Raw genomic sequence first — 787 nt, 5'->3', positions numbered from 1 at the left:
GGCTGGGACGCAGGGATCAGCTGGGATGCAGGCCTCAGCCAGGAGGTGGGGCCGGGCTCCGCCAGCGCTCCGGGGACTACGGCCTCCGGACGTGCGATCTGACGGTGGCCCTGAGCCATGCCCTGCCTCACCGGGCTGGGCCTTCGCGTGCCGTCGCGGGGGTGCCTCACCCCGTAGGGCGGCCCTGGCAGGATCGTGCGTTACGACACCCATGATCGAACCAAGGTCGTGAGGATGAGTGTGCCCGAGCACGCGTTACCCGTTGACCCCGGGGTCGAGCTGGCGGCGTTCCGTCGTGGCCTAACTGGCTCCTTCACCCGCCGCGGTGGCGGATGTGCAGGTCGGCGAGTGCAGGTCGGCGAGTGGAGGTCGGCGAGTGGAGGTCGGCGAGTGGAGGTCGGCGAGTGGCCGCGCGGATGTGTAGCCGCTGTGACAGCGACACCTTAGTGGGTAGTCGGCCCGGCACGAGTGGATGGTTGACATACATTTTCCGCCCGAAAACCGGCCCCTCCTGACGTCTTCCTTCCACTCGTCGCACCGAAGGGAATGCGGATCAAGGAGTGGGGTTGGGCTGCGTAGATCGCGAAGTGCGAGGAGGGAGGCACCGGAGGTGTTGGGTGTCGACCGACGGAGCCGGGGTACCCGTACGGCGGGGAGCGGCGTGCGGCGTGCGGGGAGCGATGTGGCGAGGTGCGTGCCCCGGCCCCGCGACGCCGCGTCCCCTCTTGCCGGTCTCGCTTAGCCTTCCAGGCGCCGTTCGATCGATGCGACCTTCGTCCGCAACGCG

Source organism: Protofrankia sp. Cr1 (assembly GCF_963555865.1).
GTDB lineage: Bacteria > Actinomycetota > Actinomycetes > Frankiales > Frankiaceae > Protofrankia.
Note: the sequence above shows the minus strand (reverse complement) of the source record.